The organism is Collinsella tanakaei (assembly GCF_016902615.1).
In the GTDB taxonomy this organism is placed as follows: Bacteria; Actinomycetota; Coriobacteriia; order Coriobacteriales; family Coriobacteriaceae; genus Collinsella; species Collinsella tanakaei_A.
Map to the genome: position 1 here is coordinate 23,092 of NZ_JACJMB010000002.1, position 13,225 is coordinate 36,316.

Annotated in this window: 17 protein-coding genes; 4 read left to right on the plus strand and 13 right to left on the minus strand. The window is 68.9% G+C overall.

Annotated features, from left to right (window positions below; all coding sequences use genetic code 11):
* Nucleotides 1-2: 2 nt before the first annotated feature.
* Nucleotides 3-971, minus strand: coding sequence for a LysR family transcriptional regulator (locus tag H6A21_RS00980; protein ID WP_204559732.1), 969 nt, complete (start codon nt 969-971; stop codon nt 3-5).
* Between the two features lie 155 nt (nt 972-1,126).
* Between H6A21_RS00980 and H6A21_RS00985 the strand changes: the two genes are divergently transcribed.
* From H6A21_RS00985 to H6A21_RS00995, 3 genes are all read left to right on the plus strand, one after another.
* Nucleotides 1,127-2,179 carry a YeiH family protein gene (locus H6A21_RS00985; protein ID WP_204559733.1) on the plus strand — a complete coding sequence of 351 codons (1,053 nt, stop codon included), beginning with the start codon at nt 1,127-1,129 and terminating at the stop codon, nt 2,177-2,179.
* A gap of 186 nt (nt 2,180-2,365) precedes the next feature.
* On the plus strand, nt 2,366-2,488 hold the full coding sequence (locus tag H6A21_RS11075; RefSeq protein ID WP_275052422.1) for a helix-turn-helix transcriptional regulator: 123 nt from the start codon (nt 2,366-2,368) through the stop codon (nt 2,486-2,488).
* A gap of 181 nt (nt 2,489-2,669) precedes the next feature.
* Nucleotides 2,670-2,966, plus strand: coding sequence for a hypothetical protein (locus tag H6A21_RS00995; protein ID WP_204559734.1), 297 nt, complete (start codon nt 2,670-2,672; stop codon nt 2,964-2,966).
* 272 nt (nt 2,967-3,238) lie between these two features.
* Here H6A21_RS00995 and H6A21_RS11190 read toward each other — a convergent pair whose 3' ends face one another.
* The 3 genes from H6A21_RS11190 to H6A21_RS01010 form a co-directional block, all read right to left on the minus strand.
* Nucleotides 3,239-4,195, minus strand: a complete 957-nt coding sequence (locus H6A21_RS11190; RefSeq protein WP_204559735.1) for an N-acetylmuramoyl-L-alanine amidase — start codon at nt 4,193-4,195, stop codon at nt 3,239-3,241.
* A 99-nt stretch (nt 4,196-4,294) separates the two neighbouring features.
* Nucleotides 4,295-4,519 carry an alanine racemase gene (locus tag H6A21_RS01005; RefSeq protein ID WP_087196442.1) on the minus strand — a complete coding sequence of 75 codons (225 nt, stop codon included), beginning with the start codon at nt 4,517-4,519 and terminating at the stop codon, nt 4,295-4,297.
* Nucleotides 4,520-4,735, minus strand: a complete 216-nt coding sequence (locus H6A21_RS01010) for a hypothetical protein (protein ID WP_204559736.1) — start codon at nt 4,733-4,735, stop codon at nt 4,520-4,522.
* 176 nt (nt 4,736-4,911) lie between these two features.
* Here H6A21_RS01010 and H6A21_RS01015 point away from each other — a divergent pair, with 176 nt between their 5' ends.
* Nucleotides 4,912-5,346 carry a hypothetical protein gene (locus H6A21_RS01015; RefSeq protein WP_204559737.1) on the plus strand — a complete coding sequence of 145 codons (435 nt, stop codon included), beginning with the start codon at nt 4,912-4,914 and terminating at the stop codon, nt 5,344-5,346.
* A 140-nt stretch (nt 5,347-5,486) separates the two neighbouring features.
* Here the strand turns inward: H6A21_RS01015 and H6A21_RS01020 are convergent, their stop codons facing one another.
* From H6A21_RS01020 to H6A21_RS01060, 9 genes are all read right to left on the minus strand, one after another.
* The gene (locus tag H6A21_RS01020; protein ID WP_204559738.1) at nt 5,487-6,866 is read right to left on the minus strand and encodes a hypothetical protein; all 1,380 of its coding nucleotides are present in this window, start codon (nt 6,864-6,866) and stop codon (nt 5,487-5,489) included.
* Nucleotides 6,867-8,357 carry a collagen-like protein gene (locus H6A21_RS01025; RefSeq protein WP_204206805.1) on the minus strand — a complete coding sequence of 497 codons (1,491 nt, stop codon included), beginning with the start codon at nt 8,355-8,357 and terminating at the stop codon, nt 6,867-6,869. It lies immediately after the preceding gene.
* A gap of 1 nt (nt 8,358) precedes the next feature.
* Nucleotides 8,359-9,552 carry a phage tail spike protein gene (locus tag H6A21_RS01030; protein WP_204559739.1) on the minus strand — a complete coding sequence of 398 codons (1,194 nt, stop codon included), beginning with the start codon at nt 9,550-9,552 and terminating at the stop codon, nt 8,359-8,361.
* Nucleotides 9,553-10,269: a phage distal tail protein gene (locus tag H6A21_RS01035; RefSeq protein ID WP_204559740.1), complete on the minus strand. Its 717-nt coding sequence runs from the start codon at nt 10,267-10,269 to the stop codon at nt 9,553-9,555.
* Nucleotides 10,270-10,434: 165 nt separating this feature from the next.
* The gene (locus H6A21_RS01040; RefSeq protein ID WP_204559741.1) at nt 10,435-10,833 is read right to left on the minus strand and encodes a hypothetical protein; all 399 of its coding nucleotides are present in this window, start codon (nt 10,831-10,833) and stop codon (nt 10,435-10,437) included.
* Complete coding sequence (locus tag H6A21_RS01045) at nt 10,833-11,162, minus strand: minor capsid protein (protein ID WP_204559742.1); 330 nt, start codon at nt 11,160-11,162, stop codon at nt 10,833-10,835. The genes H6A21_RS01040 and H6A21_RS01045 overlap by 1 nt, the downstream gene beginning before the upstream one ends.
* Nucleotides 11,163-11,546, minus strand: coding sequence for a hypothetical protein (locus H6A21_RS01050; RefSeq protein ID WP_204559743.1), 384 nt, complete (start codon nt 11,544-11,546; stop codon nt 11,163-11,165).
* Nucleotides 11,546-12,562, minus strand: a complete 1,017-nt coding sequence (locus H6A21_RS01055) for a hypothetical protein (RefSeq protein ID WP_204559744.1) — start codon at nt 12,560-12,562, stop codon at nt 11,546-11,548. The genes H6A21_RS01050 and H6A21_RS01055 overlap by 1 nt, the downstream gene beginning before the upstream one ends.
* Nucleotides 12,563-12,565: 3 nt before the next feature.
* Nucleotides 12,566-13,102, minus strand: a complete 537-nt coding sequence (locus H6A21_RS01060; protein ID WP_204559745.1) for a hypothetical protein — start codon at nt 13,100-13,102, stop codon at nt 12,566-12,568.
* Nucleotides 13,103-13,225 lie beyond the last annotated feature (123 nt).

Below are 13,225 nucleotides of genomic sequence, written 5' to 3' on the forward strand. Positions count from 1 at the left end.
GGTTAGAACCTAACGATACCCGTTCGGCCGGCATCTGTCGCGGGGGCGTTCGGGGCCGTGGTCTCCGAGGTGGCGTCCGCGTGCTGTGCCGTTCGCCGCCATGCGCGCAACAGGGCGCGGTAACGTCCGGCGTAGCGGCTGCCGCGCTGCCAGATGAGCGCGAAGTCGTGCTCGATGGAGAAGTCCGCCGGCGTGATGTCGACAAGCGTTCCCGCGGCGAGCTCGCGCTCGACGGCGGCGCGGTAGAGGAAGCTGATGCCCGCTTTGGCCTCGACGCAGGCCTTGATGGCGGGGATGCTCGCGAGCTCGATGGTGGCGGCGAAGTCTGCCGGTTCAAGGTCACGCGCCGCCAGGTGCTTCTCGAGGATCTCGCGTGTGCCCGAGCCGGTTTCGCGCAGGATAAGCCGGCATGTGAGCAGGTCGCGGATAGAGGTGGGGCGCGCTATTGTTTCGGGGGCGGCGACGGCCACGTAGGGCTCGTGCGAGAAGACGGCGCTGTCGAACAGATTCCGGTTGAACGACCCCTCGACGAGCGCGAAGTCGATGTCGCCGCGGTCGATGAGGGAGACGAGCTCGGCGGTGTTGCCCGCGCACATGAGGAGGCGCTCGTCGGGATGGCGGGCAAGGTGCGCTGCCAGCAGGCGCGGGGCCACGAAGTCGACAATCGTGCGCGTGCAGCCGAGGCGCAGCGGCGGCATCGCGGTGCCGTCCGTCGCGAGCGCATGGATCTCCTCCCGCAGGCGGGTATCGTCGTTTTCCATCATGTCGAGGGCACGGTAGAGCAGCTTGCCGGCGCGCGTGGGCTCCACGCCGCGCCCCGTTTTGGTGAAGAGCGCGCAGCCGTAGTAGGTCTCCAGCTGGCGGATGTGCTGGGAGACCGCCGGCTGCGTGATGTGGAGCGCCGCGGCGGCGCGGGTGAAGCTCTTCTGCCGGCAGACCTCCAAAAAGGTGTGCGCGCGGTAGTCCAGCATCGCGTCTCCTTTCCTGCGGGCGTGTGGTGCTTGAGCCGTTGCACGCCGTTCGAAATCACGAATAGTTATGACTCTATAAGCAGATAGATAGAAACGATTATAAAGGCACGTTCTAGCATGAAATCAACGAAATTGGTTGTTGGAAGGACGTGTATATGGAACTGGTTAAGAATTTCAGCAGCATGTGGAGGGGCGTGTTGTTCGCGCTCGCCATCTCTATTCCCGCATGGCTGCTCGGCAAGCAGTTCGAGGTGATCGGCGGGCCGGTGTTCGCCATTCTCTTCGGCATGGTGCTTGCTCTCATCGTGCCGGAGCGCACGGCGGCGCCGCTGCAGACGGGCGTGAAGTTCACGTCGAAGATAATCCTGCAGTACGCGGTCATCCTGCTGGGCTTCGGCCTCAACCTCACGCAGATCGCGAAGGTCGGCATGACGTCGCTGCCCATCATCGTGTCGACGATCGCCACCTCGCTCATCGTGTCCTACGTGTTGCGCCGTGCGCTCAAGATTCCGAGCAAGATCTCGACGCTCGTCGGCGTGGGCTCCTCCATCTGCGGTGGCTCGGCCATCGCGGCGACGGCGCCGGTCATCGATGCGGATGACGAGGAGATCGCCCAGTCCATCAGCGTTATCTTCCTGTTCAACGTCATCGCGGCGCTCGTGTTCCCCACGCTCGGCGGCATGCTCGGCCTCTCGAACGAGGGCTTCGGCCTCTTCGCGGGCACGGCGGTGAACGACACGTCCTCGGTCACGGCCGCCGCGGCCGCGTGGGACGGCATGCATCCGGGTGCCAACACGCTCGATGAGGCGACGATCGTGAAGCTGACGCGCACGCTCGCCATCATCCCCATCACGCTCGCGCTCGCGTTCATGCAGGTGCGCCGCGCAAAGCGTGCCGCCGCTGCCGGCGAGGGCAACGGCGAGGCCGCCGGCACGTTCGACCTCAAGAAGATCTTCCCGTTCTTCATCATCTTCTTCGTGCTTGCGAGCGTCATCACCACGGTGTTCGCCCTGCCCGCCGAGGTGACCGTGCCCATCAAGGAACTTTCCAAGTTCTTCATCATCATGGCCATGGCGGCCATCGGCTTCAACACCAATATCGTCAAACTCGTCCGCACGGGCGGCAAGCCGATCCTCATGGGCCTCGTCTGCTGGATCGCCATCGCGGCGGTGTCCCTGGGCATGCAGCACGTGCTCGGAATCTGGTAACCAAAGCCGAATCCGAGCTTATTGAGGAAAACAACACTATCTACCAGCGAAAGGCAACCGCCAGGCGCCTGGCGGTTGCCTGCGTTTCGCCCTAAAATGCAGCCCTGCGGTTGGTAGAATGGGCTTCGCGGCGCCTGCATACTGGAGATGCCGGCAAGCATTGCAGCCCCAATCGAAAGGCCGACCATGAGCTTTCGCGACAACCTCCAGCACCTGCGTGCCACGCGCAACATGACCCAAGAGCAGCTCGCCATGCTGCTCGGCGTATCCCGTCAATCGGTAACCAAATGGGGGACTGAGGGGGTATAAGCACCAAGGAGCGCTTCGCAACAAAACGCATCATTCCCGCAGGTAGAATACCGTTTTTCTAACTGATGCGCACAACGCAAGAAAACGCTGCGAAACGCTCCTTCCAGGCTCCTTCGTACCGGAATTCGTACCGCCCAGAAGCTCCTCAAAAGACGGTTCCAGAAGGGAACGGAGACCCAGAATGGCAACCGACTGGAACGCGCTCACCGCCGAAGAAGACCGCGCCTACTTCATGGCCGGGATCGTCGAGATCTCCCCGGAGAGCTTCACCCTCGAGGAGAAGCAAGAGATCCTGCGCGACATGGTCGCCGCCTCCGCGGCCATCGAGAACGCGATGCGAGACGACTTCGCCCGCTTCGACGAGGTCACCCAGACACGCCTCATCGACGCGCTCGCAGGGGCGGGCCCCAGGCACCGCGACTGGTGGCACCGCATGCTCGTCGCCGGCCCCAGGCGCCGCGACACGATAACCATCTGAGCCGAGACGGCCCCGCATCCCGAGAGAGGATGCGGGGCCGCACCTTGAGAAACGGAAAGAGGCGGGCCCGGGGCTTTCCAACCCTTCCCACACGCCTGCGGGCCATGGCAGGGGCCCTCCGGCGCGTGGAAAGCGTTGAAAAGCCGTGCACCTGGCACGAACCTAACGGCCCGACCTGCCGGCCAGCCACGCCAGCGGCAGGAACGGCAGCGCGTACAGGCACAGTATCGCCGCCAGCACCGTGGCCACGCCCCAGCGGAGGTCGTCCCGCGTCACAGCAGGATCTCGTTCACGCGCGCCTGCACGGCATCGTAGAGCGAGCCCAGGCGGCGCCTGCGCTCCTCGCCGTTGCCGTAGTCGCCGCGTATAACAGCCTGGGCGAGAGCCTCGATGTCGGCTCCGCCGGAGCCGCCCGAAGACCCGCCGCCCACGCCCAGGATCTCGTTGACCCTGGCCTGCACCGCGTCGTAGTTGGCGCCAAGCGCCGCTCGGCGCGCGTCCCCGTTGCCGTACTCGCCGCGGATCACCGCCTGCGCCAGCGCCTCGATGTCGGGAGCGGCGGGCGCGGGCGCAGCTGCAGCCGGTGCCGCAGAACCCGAGCCGCCTAGCAGGATGCGGTTCACCTCCGCCTGCACCTCGTCGTAGCGGCTCCCCAGCGCCGCGCGGCGGGCGTCGCCGTTCCCGAACTCGCCCGCGATCACGCGCGCCGCCAAGTCGGCGACGCTGCCGGAGGGAGCGCCCCCGGAAGGGCCCGGCGCGACAGCTGCCCCGCCGCCTCCCAAGATGCGCGCCTTGAGCGCCGCCCACTTGCCCGCGTCCACGTATGGCGCCGGGCACAGCTTCCCCGTCACGTCGTAGTGGCGGATCAGCCTCGTCACCCCGTGCGTAGCACGAAGGAACGCCCAGATCTCCGCCAGCGCCGCCACCTGCGAATCGGTGAAGTCCTCGCCGGCGCTCACGACCTCCACGGACACCGTGCGCTGGTTCTCGGCGAAGTCGCCCACCGCCCACGCGGTGTCCTCGAGGCGCACCGACTGCCGGATCGACCCGTCCTTGTCCACGAACAGGTGCGCCGAGGCGCCCGTGCCGGCACGCGAGAAGTACACCAGGTTGTTGTGCGCGCTCGCAGAGGTCGCCGTGTAGTGCACCGCCATCCCGTCGATCGCGCGCCCGCCGCGCCCGGCGGTGTAGTTCGCGCCACTCGCCTGGACGAACTCGACTATGTTCACTCGCCATCACCTTCCTCGGGGTCGAAGCCGTCGGGAGCCCCCTCGGGCCCCTGCTCGATCGCCGTCAGCTGCTCGGCCGTCGGCCCGAGCGTCGCCTCGTCACTCATCGCGCTCACCGCCCGCCGGCAGCGCCGCGCCCAGCTCCGCCATCACCGGCGACAGCACCGCCATCACCAGCGCCACCACCACGGCGCGCCACGTCGGCTCCAGCACCGCGCAGCCAACCAGCATGTCGACGTTGGCCACCACCACGCCCAGCACGCCCTGCACGATCGTCCGCGCCAAGCGCCACGGCCACTCGTTGCTCGTCAGGAACTCCTCCATCTAACGGCCCTCCTTCATGTTCTCGATCTCGGCCTTCACGACGGACACGTCCCGCTCCAGGGCGTAGGTGCGCTCCATCAGGCAGTTGTGCTTCTCCACCTGCCTCGTCAGGTTGTCGATCTTGACTTCCATCACCGCGCGGTTGCGCGAGTTGGACACCACCACGCCCACGAGGGTGAGCACCCCCGTCACGAGCGCCGCGACCACCGACTCCATGCGCGCCTCCTCCCCGGACGGGACGCCCCGCCCGCCACGAGTGTCCCGCGCGGTCACAAAACGCCTGTTCGGCTGGTAAAATGAGCGAAGTGTTGCATTCTGTTTCTTCACAAAGAAGTTCACATGGAAGCGAGTTCTGTCGATAATCAGACCGAACGTGAAGTTGGGGGTGCGAGATGAATAAGGCGAATGTGATAAACGGCCTCAAAGAATTTGGATCTTCAGTAATCGATGGGGTACGGGAAGACTTTCAGACCCAGATAGACCAAGAAATTCAAGAGGCTGTGGATCTAGAGTTTTCCCGAGGAATAGACAGGGCGGTAGCGGCGCTATTCGAGGTGACCGAAGACAGGGTCGCTATCGTTACGGCCCTTCAGAAGCACTGGGGTATTGGCATCAAAGAAGCTGAGGAAAGAGTCCAGTGGGAGGCTCGAACACGCGCGCCGATGCGCAGCCTTGAGAGATTTCTCAAAGAGAAGAAGAACTACACCGATGATGAGGCGCGTAAATTCATGCGCGACAACAAGGTCGTGTCGCTACTCCGCCAAGATCCGGAGCTTTCTACAATGAAACCCGAACAGCTCTACAAAGAGCTTCAGAAACGCTCTTAAGCCTTCTTCACTGTCAGAAATTTCAATCCCAGCGTCGCCTAAGAAAGCAAGCGAACCCAAACGTCGTCCAACGGCTCGCCCACCCCTTCGCCGCAGGCAGCGCTAGCTGCGTGTGCACCGAAGGGGCTTCAGTCAGCCTCTCACTTCGCCGTCAGATACCCCGGAGCCCCCGGCGGCTCGTCGATCCGGCAGTAGTCCTCGTCCCTGCCACCGCTGTCGTATGTCGTCCCCGCGCCGCCCACCAGCGCCTCGCAGCCGTAGAACATGCCGGACCCCTCGCACCCCGCGGGCAGCGACCAGTCCGCATCCACCCAGATAGTCTCCAGGTTCGAGCACCCCGAGAAGCAGTAGAACAGGTCCGTGAGCCCCTCGGTCGGAAACCCGGACAGGTCGAGCTCGGTGAGCCCGTCGCAGCTCGAGAACGCGTAGCGCATCTCCCGGACCTCCGGCAGGTTGGAGAGCCCGGCGACCTCGGCCATCTCCCCGTCGGTGTAGAACCAGTACGACAGGTTCGCGTACGTAAGCCCCGACAGGTCCTCGGAAAACGTCGCCTTCAGCACGTCCACCCCGGCATCGTCCCAGGCGCGCGACCCGATCGCCCGGTAGCGCGCCGTCGCGCACATCCGCGAGCTCAGCGCGACCTCGCGTCCCTCCTCGGGCTCGGGATCCAGCGTCAGCACGAGCTCGCCGTCGGCGTACAGGTGGCACGCCACCCATTCGCGCGCATCGGCCGCGGGATCCGTCAGGATGCCGTCCTCGCCGAACCCCAGGTGCCCGTCGACGTCCTCGCCGTAGTCGGGCGAATAGCCCATCCCGCCCACCAGGCGGTTGCACCCGTAGAGGCCAAGGCTGCCCGTCTGCTCTCCGGCAGGCTCCCATCTGGCAGCGTACACGCTCTCCAGCGAAGGGCAGCTCGAGAACACCTGATCGAAGCTCAGCGCGCCCTCGAGCGCCTCGAACCCCCGCACCTCGGTCATCTGCTGCAGGCTTTGGAACAGGTGCGACGCGTTGGTCAGGCCGCCGCCCGCGAAGTCCGAGTCTATCAGCGCCCGCAGCACCTCGCTGCGCCGCGTGCGCCAGGGGATGTCGCTCGAGGACGAGAAGCCCTCGGCCGGGATCTCCCATCCCTCCAGGATCACCGCCCCCTCCACGTCGGAGGACCGGCCGTCGCGGTAGTTCAGCTCGAGCGTCCCGTCGGAGAGCAGCAGCGCGCGCATCTTGACCCCCGTGTCCCATGTGAGCGCGCGGATCGCCGCAGGCATCTCGGCGGGGGTGTAGGTCGCCGTCGACCCGTTCTGCGTGCGGATCGCGTCGGCCAGGAGCTCGAACACGACCTCGGAGAGGATCCCGGTGCCCGCCTCGGGCGCGGCGGCGAGCCCCGCGCCCTCGCGCGTCCCGTCCATCTCCAGCACCCGCGAGCTCATCTCCAGCGGCATGTAGCGCGCCTGCTGCCCGTTCTGCTCGCGGATCGCGTTGGCGATCTCGGTCAGGAGCGCCTTGGTAACCGTTCCCACAGCCATCTAGAACTCCATCTCGGAAAGATCGTCCAGGTCCTCGATCGCCTGGTCCACATAGGCCTTCGTCGCGTACGCGGAAAGGTCGGGCGCGCTGCCCGGCGCCCCGTCCGCGCCCGGCTCTCCCTGCGGCCCGGGCTCCCCGGCCTCGCCCTTGAGGCCCGAGAAGGCGAACGCGAACGTCCGCGCCCCCGGCGTACCGCCCATCGTCACGGTGACCGCGGGCGTCCCCGTGGACCCGTCCACCGTGGCGGTCGCCCCCACGATGTCGGCATCGGCCCCGTCGGCCCCGTCGGCCCCGTTCTCGCCGTCTGCGCCGTCGGCACCCGCCGGCCCGCGCAGCGCCTCCAGCTGCTCCGCCGTGAAGTCCGAGTACGAGAACGCTTCGCCGGGGTCGCCCTTGTCGCCCTTCGGCCCCGCGAGGTCGGCCGAGCTCGTCCCGCTTGCGCTCGTCACGGTGAGCACCGTGCCGTCCCACGAGTGCGTGCAGCTCGTGCCGTGCCTGATCACGCGCGCCTCCGCGTGCTGGTGGTCCCAGATCTGGATCTTGATGCCCTCATCCTCGGGATAGCTGACGAAGAACACCTGCGGGCTGATGCCGTCCGCACCGTCGGCCCCGTCCGCCCCGGCCGGCCCGCGCAGCGCCTCCAGCTGCTCGGGCGTGAAGTCGGAGTACTCGAACGCGTCGCCCGTATCGCCCTTCTCGCCGCGCAGCGCCGCCACCTGCTCCTCGGTGAGGTCGTCGAACGTGAGCGCGTCGCCCTTCTGCCCGTGCGCGAGCGTCGCGGTCGTGGTGCCGGAAGCGTCCGTCACGGTGATGAGCGCGCCGGCCTCGGTCTGCTCCACCTTCGCCGTCGGGCTCACGCCGTCCTGCCCGTCGGCGCCCGCGGCGCCCGGCTCGCCGTCGAAGTCGCCGCGCTCCGCCGCCGCGAGCAGGTCGTCCTTCGCCTCGGTCGCCGCCGTGGCCGCAGCCGTAGCGGCGGCGATCGCGGCGGACGCCGCCTGCTGCGCCTTCTCGACGGCATCGTCGATCAGCTCGTCGGCCTCCTCGAACTTCCGGATCGCCTCCAGAAACATCGAGTACCCGTCGCCGCCCGAGCCCTCGACGCCGCCGAGCGCCGCCGCCACGCGCACGGCGAACGGCGCGGACGAGATCGCCTCGTCACCGCCGCAGACCACCACCTGCGCGTCGACCGTGCCCTCCGCGCACGCCATCGAGGCGGGCCAGAACACACGGAACCGGCCGTGCTCGGCGTCCACCGCCTCGAACGGCTCGCAACCGCGCGCCCGCGCCTCGCGGTGGCGCCACAGCAGGTATGCCGTCGCGCCCGTAAGGTCGACCGCCTCGCCGCCGCGCACCACGGAAAGGTCCATGCCGCGCCCCCGCGCGTCTGCGGGCGAGGCGAGAAGCGGCATCCGCAGCGGCGCGTCGGCGCCGTCCCACGTCACCTCGTACAGCCCGTCGCCCGCAAGCGCAAACGTCTCCTCGTCAGCCATGTCAGAACTCCATCTCGCTCAGATCCTCCAGGGAGGAGACCGCCCCCGCGGCGGCGGCTGCGGCCTCGCCGGCGGCGGAAGCCGCCTCCTCGACCGTGGCCACGCGCGCCGCCACGTCGGCGGACGCCGACCACGACGTGCGCTCCACGGTCCCCAGCGCAAGCCGGCGCACGATCCCGCCCGCGCCGAGCTCCCGCACGCGCCGCACGCATCGCGCCGTGAACCTCCACGGAGGCACCCGCGCGTCGTCGCACACCGCGACGTCGTCTCCCAGCCCCACGAAGCCGCAGCCGCAGACCCGAGCCGCCTCGGCCTCGTAGGCCACGCGGGGACGGCTCAGCCGCGCAAGCTCCGCCTCGGTGAGCGCCTTCAGCTCGGAGGCGTCCTCGCACTCGGCGAACACCACGCATCCGAACCGGTGCGCCCTGCCGCCGGAACCGTCGGGCCGCCCCCACACCAGGCGCGCCTCGTCGCTGCCCACCCAGTTCACGCCGTTGTTCACGGCGCCGAAGGTCAGCCGCCTGGCGTAGCCGCCGGTATGCTCGCCGCTCTCGTCCAGGACCGGCAGCCCGCGCCCAAATCCGTAGAGCGCCGTGAACACCTCGTCCTCCAGCACCGTGCGCGTGCAGGCCATGAGCCCCTTGCCGCGCGTGAGCCGCGCCCCGCGCCAGCCCCCGCGCCGCGCGGGCAGCGACACCGTGCGCCCGGCGACGCGCCCGCCCTCCACGGCTATCGAGCACTCGAGCTCGCCGCCCCAGACCTCCTCGACGCGCCTCAGCGCGGCGAGCGCGTTCACGTGGTAGAGCAGGCAGCCGTGCCGCGCATCGCCCGCGCCCACGTAGCCCGCGGTCCAGCGCGTGTGGGCCAGCACGGCGGCGAGCGCCTCGGCGGCGGTCTTCGCGGACAGGCGCTCCTCCTCGATGAAGTCGCCCAGAAGCTCGCTTATGGAGGACTCGGCGTACACATGCGCAGCCCCCGTGAGCGGCTCGTCGGTGCGCACCACCACGTGCTCGCGCCAGGCGCCGTCCTCGGGGTCTCGCCACAGCAGGCGGGACCCCTTCTCGGGCGCCGCCGCGCAGTCGAACTCGATCGTGTCCTCGCCGCCCAGCTCCTCGGTGTGCGTGAGCGAGGCCACGGCAGACAGGATCCCCAGCGGGCTGTCGAAGCGGTCGAAGAGGTAGATCGCCGGAACCATCTACAGCCACCTCTCCGTCCACGCCACCTCGTGCGCCGAGCACCCGGAGAACGTCAGGACGCGCGCGCCGGGCGAGAGCGAGAAGAACGTGCTCTCCACGCCCACGTCGGCGGAGGCGTCCTCGCCGTCCACCGTCACGGACTCGGCGGCGAAGTCCATCACCACCTCGTCCCCGGCGGAGAGGCCCCGCTCGACCAGCACGAAGCGCCCGCCGCCGTCCGTCACCTTCACGGCGGAGCCGGCCGCGGCCGTCAGCGTCATCACGGGCAGCGTCGGCCAGGTGCCCAGCACCTCGAGCTCCGTCCCCGCGCAGGAGCGCCCCGCGCCGTACGCCACCGGGTCGTAGCACGTGAAATCCACGGCGCACGAGCCGCCCTCGAAAAGGTTGTCCCAGTCCGAGACGCCCGTCACCACCGCGTCGCGCCACGTGAGCGCGTCCTCGCCGGGCAGGGCGAGGTCCCCGCCGCCGGGCGCGCAGAGCCATGCGCGCAGCAGAGCCCGCAGGCGCGACAGCTCGCCCGGCGTCATCTGCGACCCCGCGTCCAGGTGCAGCCGCAGCCGCACCTCGCGCGGCGGCAGCTCGCAGCCCAGAAGCAGCGCGCCGGGCCTGCCCGGCACCGCGAGCGCGCGCGGCTCCAGGGCGTGCGCCGCCGGCTCCTCAAGCTCCGCCTGGACATACGGGGAGAAGTCGCGCCCCGCGTAGGAGAACCCGCTCACAGCCGCCCCCGGGCGCGCCCGTACGCGGTGGCGCGCCGCTGCTGCTCGCGCCCCATCCGGTCGGTCTCGGATGCGCTGCGCCGGCTCTCGTCCCGCGCATCGCGGTGAGCCGGTCCCTTCTTGGAATCGTCGCGGACTCGCTGCCCGCGCACGCGCCCATGTCCGTTACCCAACATGCCTCACCACCGTGCAGATCAAGGTGAACCCCCACAGCCACCGCCCGGACCCGTCGCGCCCGCGCGGCCCGGCGCCGCCGGAGTCGGCCGAGGCGATCCTTACCCCGTCGACGTCGATCGGCCACGCCGCCCCGCGCAGCGCCCGCTCGGCATCCAGGCAAACGGCCTCCGCGGCCCCGGCCTCCTCGCGGCACGTGAGCACATCGACGTCCACGCGCCCGCGCTCGCTGCCGTCAGCCAGCCGCGCTTCCCGCGCGAAGGGCCCCTGGGTCACCACGATCGGCTCGGCGCAAAACCCAGCCGAGGGCGGCGCGCAGAACACGCCCGCGAAGCCCAGCGCACAGAGCATCGACGCCACCGCGCCCGCCACATCGCCGCAAGGAGCCATCAGCCCACCTCCAGTTCCCAGTGGTGCACGTGCCCGCGCACCACGCAGCAGCGCCGGCACCTGAGTACGTGCACGCTCGGTCCCGCGCCCACCAGCACGCGCGACCCCACGGGAACCTCGAAGGCGCCCTCCGAGCTCACTGCGTCAACGAAGATCCGTCCCGCGCCGCCGTCCGCGCTGCGGTGGGCGTCGTCCACGGCGGACTCCGCACGCTCGAAGCGCACGTGCCTCACCAGCACGGACGGCCCGTACGTCCCGTCGCCCGCGGCCGGCCGCACCAGCATGTCGTCGGGCAGAAGCCTTCTCGGTATCGGCCTCAGAAAGCGCATCTACCTCACCCCGCTCCAGCAAAGCCCTGTTCCCGCCAGCTCCGCGAGCGCCGCCTCCCGCGCCACCTCGGCGCCGGTCGTCCCGTCGTCGCGGTAGTTCGTCACGGAGAAGGACCCTATCGAGAAGCCGCCCACGCGCCCCTCGCCGTACTCGGCGAAGGCGTCCGCGGCCGCGCACACGGCGCGCCGCCAGGCGTCTGCCTGATCGTCGTCCCAACCGCCCTGCACCTCGCGCGCACCGGTGAGCGACCCGACCATGCGCACGGCGGCGGGCATCACCTCGGAGAAGTCCGCCGCCGGCAGCGCCCCGCCGTACCCGTCCTGGTAGAACTCATAGGAGACGGGCGCGGGGCCGCAGCCCGCCGCGCCCGTCGCCCCGTCCATCAGGCCAGCGGCGCGCAGGAGACGTGCACGCCGTCCAGCTTGTTGTCCAGCAGCTCCACGATGCCGTACTTGCGGTACTTCATCATGTAGCTGTCCAGGTTCTCCAGCTCGTCCGGGCTGAACACGCGGCTCGCCACGTGCTTGTCGAACTTGATCACCGCCGAGCGCTCCACCACCATGAAGTTGATGGGCGCGCCCGCGCCCACGAGCTCGTAGTACGTGGAGAGGCCGCTCGAGCTCGGGCTCGCCACCTTGGTGTAGGTGCCGGAGCTCTCGGTGAAGTAGGTCTTGCCCGAGACCACGGAGGTGTCCTCCGTGAGCTGGTAGGTCCCCTCGGCGCGCGAGTACCCGAACTGGTCCTCCTCGCCGGAGTTGAGCGCGATCGCGCTGTAGAAGCGCGTCTGCGGCACCTCCACGACGCGGCTGAAGCGCTCGAGCACGCGGTTGCTGCGCGCGGGGTTCGCGAGCGAGAAGTCGTCCAGCACGCCCTTGAGCGTCGGCGTGATGAAGAGGATGCGCGAGCCGGTCGTCACCTCCGCCTCGTCCATCGCGTTCGTCGCGGCGCGCAGGCTCGCGAGCACGTCCTCGGCGTCGGCGTCGGCGAAGTCCTCGACGGCGGGCGTCACGCCCTCGTGCCCCGCGATCTCGGAGAAGGTGAAGGCGTCCGCCTCCGGGGCGACCTGCGTGCGCTGCAGCTCGGAGCCCGCCGCCACGAAGCAGTCGAGGACGCCCGCCTCCTCCACGTCCATCACGTCCGCGAGCAGCTTGATGCCGCGGTCGTAGTTGAACGTCTTGGTCTCGAACTCGTAGGTGATCGAGCCGGTCTTGTAGCCCACGTTGCGCGTGTAGTCGCCGAGCCCCGTCACCTCGATTTTCGGAATCATGATCTCCTTGGCGTTGCGACCGGCGCGCGCCATGCGGCGCGGCGAGTTCAGGCACGTCGAGCACGCCGCACGCTTGTAGACCTCGTCGAGAAGCGCCGTGTAGTTCTTGGTGTAGGCAATCGAATTGGCCATCAGTTACTCCTCGTCTCCCTCGATGCCGGCGATCTTCCGCCAGCGCTTCATCTGCGCGCCCTCGTCAGACGCGGCGCCTGCGTTGGGCAGCCCCGTCGTGCCAGCCTGCGCGGGCGTAGACGCACCCGTGCCGAACAGCCAAGGTTCGGCGATCTTGAGCTTCTCGATGTCGTTGTCGTGGTCTGGCAGGAGCGCGCGGGCCGCCTTGACGTTGCGCGCGCCCGCGAGCTGCAGCTCGAAGCCCACGCGCTCCTCGTCGCCCCTCCGGCGCAGCTCGTCCATCTCCTTGCGGAGCGCCTCGGCGCCCTCGGCGGTCTTGGCCGCCTCCGCGATCTCGCCCTCGAGCTCCGCGATGCGCGCGTCGCGCTCCGCGAGCGCCGCCTCGTAGTTCTTCTGCGCTTGCATGGCCACGTCACCGTTGCCGGTCGTATTGGCACCTTGGAACCCAGCCGTCACCGCCGCCTGCGTCTGGTCGACCTGCGCCTGCGGCTCACCCGCGACCTGCGCCTGCGCGACCGCGCCATCGTTCCCGTCACCCATGAAAAGGCCCGCCTTTCTCCTCGGGCGGGCAAAGAAATAGCCCGCACCCATCAGATGGGTACAGGCTAAAAACGCGTCACAAAACGAATTATACGGGGATTTGTCCTGCCTAATCCTTTATTA

What these genes read in the sequence shown, in the direction of transcription:
- H6A21_RS11075 (WP_275052422.1), top strand. Translation starts at nt 2,366, where the DNA reads ATGAGCTTTCGCGACAACCTCCAGCACCTGCGTGCCACGCGCAACATG.
- H6A21_RS01060 (WP_204559745.1), bottom strand. Translation starts at nt 13,102, where the DNA reads ATGGGTGACGGGAACGATGGCGCGGTCGCGCAGGCGCAGGTCGCGGGT.
- H6A21_RS01030 (WP_204559739.1), bottom strand. Translation starts at nt 9,552, where the DNA reads ATGGTTCCGGCGATCTACCTCTTCGACCGCTTCGACAGCCCGCTGGGG.
- H6A21_RS01025 (WP_204206805.1), bottom strand. Translation starts at nt 8,357, where the DNA reads ATGGCTGACGAGGAGACGTTTGCGCTTGCGGGCGACGGGCTGTACGAG.
- H6A21_RS01015 (WP_204559737.1), top strand. Translation starts at nt 4,912, where the DNA reads ATGAATAAGGCGAATGTGATAAACGGCCTCAAAGAATTTGGATCTTCA.
- H6A21_RS00980 (WP_204559732.1), bottom strand. Translation starts at nt 971, where the DNA reads ATGCTGGACTACCGCGCGCACACCTTTTTGGAGGTCTGCCGGCAGAAG.
- H6A21_RS00995 (WP_204559734.1), top strand. Translation starts at nt 2,670, where the DNA reads ATGGCAACCGACTGGAACGCGCTCACCGCCGAAGAAGACCGCGCCTAC.
- H6A21_RS01055 (WP_204559744.1), bottom strand. Translation starts at nt 12,562, where the DNA reads ATGGCCAATTCGATTGCCTACACCAAGAACTACACGGCGCTTCTCGAC.
- H6A21_RS00985 (WP_204559733.1), top strand. Translation starts at nt 1,127, where the DNA reads ATGGAACTGGTTAAGAATTTCAGCAGCATGTGGAGGGGCGTGTTGTTC.
- H6A21_RS01005 (WP_087196442.1), bottom strand. Translation starts at nt 4,519, where the DNA reads ATGGAGGAGTTCCTGACGAGCAACGAGTGGCCGTGGCGCTTGGCGCGG.
- H6A21_RS01045 (WP_204559742.1), bottom strand. Translation starts at nt 11,162, where the DNA reads ATGCGCTTTCTGAGGCCGATACCGAGAAGGCTTCTGCCCGACGACATG.
- H6A21_RS01010 (WP_204559736.1), bottom strand. Translation starts at nt 4,735, where the DNA reads ATGGAGTCGGTGGTCGCGGCGCTCGTGACGGGGGTGCTCACCCTCGTG.
- H6A21_RS01020 (WP_204559738.1), bottom strand. Translation starts at nt 6,866, where the DNA reads ATGGCTGTGGGAACGGTTACCAAGGCGCTCCTGACCGAGATCGCCAAC.
- H6A21_RS01040 (WP_204559741.1), bottom strand. Translation starts at nt 10,833, where the DNA reads ATGGCTCCTTGCGGCGATGTGGCGGGCGCGGTGGCGTCGATGCTCTGT.
- H6A21_RS01050 (WP_204559743.1), bottom strand. Translation starts at nt 11,546, where the DNA reads ATGGACGGGGCGACGGGCGCGGCGGGCTGCGGCCCCGCGCCCGTCTCC.